Source organism: Microcystis sp. M_QC_C_20170808_M3Col (assembly GCF_007095505.1).
GTDB lineage: Bacteria > Cyanobacteriota > Cyanobacteriia > Cyanobacteriales > Microcystaceae > Microcystis.
Genome location: NZ_SFBY01000125.1, coordinates 1 through 4,973, shown reverse-complemented (window position 1 = coordinate 4,973; position 4,973 = coordinate 1). Strand labels below are relative to the sequence as shown.

Genomic DNA, 4,973 nt, shown 5'->3' with positions numbered 1-4,973 from the left:
TTTGACACTCCCGTCGCTCTCATGCGAGGGATTCTTGGTTCACTGACTCAAGTTGTCTTGACAGGTATTGCTACCAACCAAAATAGAGCTTAAATCTCCCCAAGCGTTTAGGTCTGATGACCAACTTCCGATCTGCCCTATCGTAGCTTTTTTGAGTATATTTAATGCCGCCATTTTGTCTCTATCTTCTACATATCCGCAAGAACAAACATGGGTTCTAACCGATAGAGACTTTTTAATTAACTTGCCACAATTAAAGCATTCTTGGCTAGTATAGGCGGGATTAACAGCAATAGTCAATCTGCCGTATTTAATGCCAAAATACTCAATCCATTTTCTTAATTGTGACCAGCCAGCGTCATTGATACTCTTGGCTAGATTTTTATTATGCACAAGGTTCTTGACCTTTAAATTTTCCTAGGCTATCAAGTCGTTTGACTGAATTAAGCGGAGTGCCAATCTTTTAGCAAACTCTTCTCGCTGCCTACTTACTTTTAAATGTCCCAAGCGCGTACTTTTGTCTAGCCTTTTTGTAGTTATTAGACTGCTGTTGCCTTCTTCTAAACTTTTTAGATTTTCTCCTATTTAGTTTATTAAGACGCTTCTCTGCTTTTCGATAATATTTAGGAGGTTCTACTGTATTGTTGTCGCTATCGGCATAAAGATACTTTAGTCCCATGTCTAAACCTACACATTTTTTGGTAGGCTCTAATTTTGGGGTTATATCTCTCACGTCAAGTTTTAACATTAACTGGCCATAATACCCGTCAGCACGTTTAACTATTCTCACCCTTTGAATTTGCCATTCTTGGAAACAGAACAAGTCTCGACTACCAATTAGTTTTAACTCTCCGATGTTTTTACCATCGGTGAAAGTTATTCTTTTGGTATCTCGATTAATCTTCCAGCCTGATTTTTAAAACTCAATAGAATGAGTACGTTTAGAGTATTTAGGGTATCCCTTTTTGCCAGGGATTTGGTTTTTACAGTTGTTAGAGAACCTTAAAATAGCAGTCTAAGTCCTACGCCACGCCTGTTGACAAGCTGTAGAGTTAAGGTCTTTGACGAAAGAATATTCGTTTCTTAATTCGGTTGTGTATCGATAAATATCCTTTTGTCCTACACCTTTGTTATCTTCCCAATATCTAAGGCATTTATTCCGAACAAACTGAACTGTCCGAATTGCCTCATCAATGGCTTGATATTGAGATGGTTTTCCTCTAAGCTTGTACTCTAAAATGAACATCTTGCGTGCCGACCTACTACGCAAACTATTCTAGCACGCTAAGAATTGAGTTGTCAATCGTGCTTCGCTATTTCTATGCTGGCGGAACTTTTCATCTCCGAGGTAAAACCGAGAGCCTTCAAGCCGACATTTCAGGTAAAAAACCCACACCTGTGAGCCCCACTTCCCCATACCTTTGAAACAGGATTTAGTATTACCGGTAACAGCAGCTACCCAATTTTTTTTGGTATTTGCTATGCTGATTGTTAACAATTTGTAATCTTTGGGAAAGTTCCTCAATACTGCATGGTCGTTTCTGCTACAATTCCACCCCTAGCTCAAGATACCCTCGCCCTGAAAGCGGTGTGGGCAAATATTGGCTATGATAGTTGTCCCCACCATTACAATTTCCATCTGCACACCCATTGTTCCGATGGTCAAATGAGTCCCCAAGACTTGATGAGACAAGCGTTAGATATCGGACTAAAAGGATTAGCAATTACTGATCATCACTCGATCGAAGGTTATCAACAAGCCCAAATTTGGCTAGAAAATGAGCATTTAAAGGGTTCTCTACCCCATCTCTGGACAGGGGTAGAAATTACGGCGAATCTCTTAGAGACAGAAGTGCATATTCTTGGCTATGGTTTCGATCCTACTCATACCGTCTTGACTCCCTATCTGCAAAGAGTCAAACCGGAAGGAGATTTAGCTTTGGCCTCTAGAGTCATTAACAGTTTACAGCAAGCGGGGGCCTTAGTGGTTCTCGCCCATCCCTTTCGTTACCATCGTCCCGCGGCCGATTTAGTAGCGGCGGCGGTAGAATTAGGTATTGATGGTATTGAGGCTTTTTATGCCTACGGCAATCCCAAACCCTGGCTACCGAGTCAACCGGAAACCGAACAAGCACTCGCTCTGAGTCGTCAATACCAATTATTTGCCACCTGTAGCACCGATTCCCACGGTAAATCTTTATTACATCGCATTTAGCCCAATTGCGGGATTAACTGTAAAATAACTAAATTGACTAAACTCGATCCCTTCTCGATCGAGTATTGGTTTTTTATGGCCGTCAGCTTTTTCAGTGATCAGTAACCAGTAACCAGTAACCAGTAACCAGTGAAAGAGCCTAAATTTATTGAAAATTGAAAACTTAAAACTTAAAACTTAAAACTTAAACCTGATAACTGATCACTGATAACTGATAACTGATCACTGAAATCCCCAACATCTAACCCCCTGAATGAAAGATTTATTCCTTTACACTTGCTGGTTAATTCCCATTTATGGCTTAATTGGTTCGATTTTAACCCTACCTTGGTCTTTAGGCATTATTAGTCGCACCGGTCCGCGGCCGGCCGCTTATATTAACCTATTGATGACCGTCTTAGGGTTAATACACGGATCGATCGCTTTTAATCAAATTTGGCATCGAGAGACGATTAAACTGACTTTTGAATGGGTAAAAGTGGCCGATCTTAGTTTATCCCTTTCGATCGAACTTTCTCCCGTCAGTTTGGGGACGCTGGAAGTGATTACCCTAATCAGTCTCCTGGCCCAAATCTATGCCCTTGGCTACATGGAAAAGGATTGGTCTTTGGCGAGATTTTATGGCTTAATGGGCTTTTTTGAGGCAGCTTTGGGGGGAATTGCCCTGAGTGACTCCCTACTATTCAGTTACGCTTTCCTAGAGATGTTAACGGTCTCTACCTATCTCCTCGTCGGTTTTTGGTATGCCCAACCTTTGGTAGTAACCGCGGCGCGAGATGCCTTTTTAACCAAGCGCGTCGGCGATATTATTTTATTGATGGGTTTGGTGGCTCTGTCCAGTTACGGAGAAGGATTGAGTTTTTCTCAGTTAGAAAATTGGGCAGTAAATAACCCTGTAGGACCTTTGACGGCGACTTTGTTAGGATTAGCCCTTATTGCCGGTCCAACGGGTAAATGCGCCCAATTTCCCCTGAATTTGTGGCTAGATGAGGCGATGGAGGGACCCAATCCAGCCGGAATCATGCGGAATTCGATCGTGGTTTCGGCGGGGGCTTATGTTTTAATTAAGCTGCAGCCAGTGTTTACCCTATCTCCGATCGCTGCCAATGTTTTAATAGTGTTGGGGACAATGACGGCAATTGGTACGTCTCTGATGGCGTTGTCCCAAATTGATATTAAACGGGTTTTATGCCACTCCACCAGTGCCTATCTCGGTTTGGTCTTTATTGCGGTGGGATTAGGTCATGTGGATATCGCTTTACTAATTTTATTCTCCCATGCGGTCGCAAAAGCCCTATTGTTTATGAGCGCAGGAGCCTTAATTCTCACCACCAGTAACCAGAATATCACGGAAATGGGGGGAATTTGGGCAAGAATGCCGGCTACGACCACGGCTTTTTTAGCAGGTTCCGCGGGGATGACGGTTTTAATGCCCCTGGGGATGTTTTGGACGTTAAAACGGTGGTTAAGTGGTGAATGGGAGATTCCTTGGTGGTTATTAGCGGTTTTAATCTTTGTTAATTGTCTTAGCATCATCAATCTCACGCGGGTATTTCGTTTAGTCTTTTTGGGACAAACCCAAAGTAAGACCCATCGCACCCCGGAAGTGGCTTGGCCGATGGCTTTGCCCATGGTAGCATTGATTTTAATCGCTTTATTGGCCCCGATTATTCCCCTACGTTGGGATTTTTGGCTATCTTTCACCAATCCCCTCCTTAATAACCGGAGTTTTACTATTGTCTGGGGTTTTCCCTTACTGATAGCCTCTGGAGTAATTGGCCTAGTTATCGGGTCAATGGTAGAGTTAAGACGAGCTTGGGCTAGACCAACTGGGTTAATCCTGCGATTCTTGCAGGATTTGTTCGCTTATGACTTCTATCTCGATCGCATCTATCAGTTTACCGTGGTTTTAGCGGTGGGGAGCTTGTCAAAAATTACCGCTTGGCTCGATCGTTATATTATTGATGGTCTGGTTAATTTGGTCAGTTTAGCGACGATTTTTAGCGGCAGTGCCTTAAAGTATAATGTTTCTGGTCAATCGCAGTTTTATGTCTTGACTATTCTATTCGGAATAGGGGGATTAATCTGGCTCTTATTAAACGGTCAATGGTCACTGATAACTGATTATTGGTCATCCCTTTTGACTCGTTGAACCCCTTATAGAAAAGGTACTGCATTAATTATAGCGAATCGAATCAAGCCGGCAATTGCAGTTGACCCATGCCTTTGTTCTTAAACCTGACTCAAACAGAAAATCTTCGAATAGATGGGCAGCTTTGGATGGACTTTCTTGAATCGCAAGCTGGGATAGCTTGGGTCTTCTTTGAATTGCCGATAGGCTTTACGAGTCTGCTCTTGAATCGGTTTTGGAAGATCAGCAAACATCTCCCGAAAACGAGCAGTGGTACAAGACTTCACAACGTTTCCGGGTCTAATTCTTGAGTCTTACCCGATCGATGTTCTGCCATTGCTTCGGCTGCTAGTTTAGCCAGTAAGTTTGGTGAGCGGGCAAAGGAGTCATCCCATCGCTGCTCTTCCTCGAGTTCTGCCAAAATTAGGGTTGCGATCGCGTCCTGTTGATCGGTTGACAAGGTTTTTAATTGGGCGATCGCCTGCTCAAGTCGTTCAGTCATCGAAAATTTGGGTCTGAAACCCCGTCGTTTTACGACGGCTTTACTGTTAAATATTAACACATTTACCAAATATATGCTAAAATGTGAGACATGGAAAAAGCCTATTCTTACCGATTTTACCCCAC

At 42.9% G+C, this 4,973-nt stretch carries 3 protein-coding genes and 1 pseudogene; 2 read left to right on the top strand and 2 right to left on the bottom strand.

Annotation, left to right across the window (positions count from 1 at the left end):
- Nucleotides 1-39: 39 nt before the first annotated feature.
- Nucleotides 40-1,246: pseudogene (locus EWV84_RS06045) on the bottom strand (RNA-guided endonuclease InsQ/TnpB family protein).
- Nucleotides 1,247-1,531: 285 nt separating this feature from the next.
- Between EWV84_RS06045 and EWV84_RS06040 the strand changes: the two are divergent.
- A complete protein-coding gene (locus tag EWV84_RS06040; RefSeq protein ID WP_287077153.1) occupies nt 1,532-2,215 on the top strand; it encodes a PHP domain-containing protein in 684 nt (227 codons plus the stop codon).
- 253 nt (nt 2,216-2,468) lie between these two features.
- Nucleotides 2,469-4,367: an NAD(P)H-quinone oxidoreductase subunit F gene (locus EWV84_RS06035; protein WP_287077151.1), complete on the top strand. Its 1,899-nt coding sequence runs from the start codon at nt 2,469-2,471 to the stop codon at nt 4,365-4,367.
- A gap of 262 nt (nt 4,368-4,629) precedes the next feature.
- Here EWV84_RS06035 and EWV84_RS06030 read toward each other — a convergent pair whose 3' ends face one another.
- The gene (locus EWV84_RS06030; protein ID WP_287077149.1) at nt 4,630-4,848 is read right to left on the bottom strand and encodes a hypothetical protein; all 219 of its coding nucleotides are present in this window, start codon (nt 4,846-4,848) and stop codon (nt 4,630-4,632) included.
- Nucleotides 4,849-4,973: the final 125 nt, after the last annotated feature.

Bases quoted from the DNA above. Each gene is read 5' to 3' on its own strand.
- EWV84_RS06040 (WP_287077153.1), top strand. From the start codon at position 1,532: ATGGTCGTTTCTGCTACAATTCCACCCCTAGCTCAAGATACCCTCGCC.
- EWV84_RS06030 (WP_287077149.1), bottom strand. From the start codon at position 4,848: ATGACTGAACGACTTGAGCAGGCGATCGCCCAATTAAAAACCTTGTCA.
- EWV84_RS06035 (WP_287077151.1), top strand. From the start codon at position 2,469: ATGAAAGATTTATTCCTTTACACTTGCTGGTTAATTCCCATTTATGGC.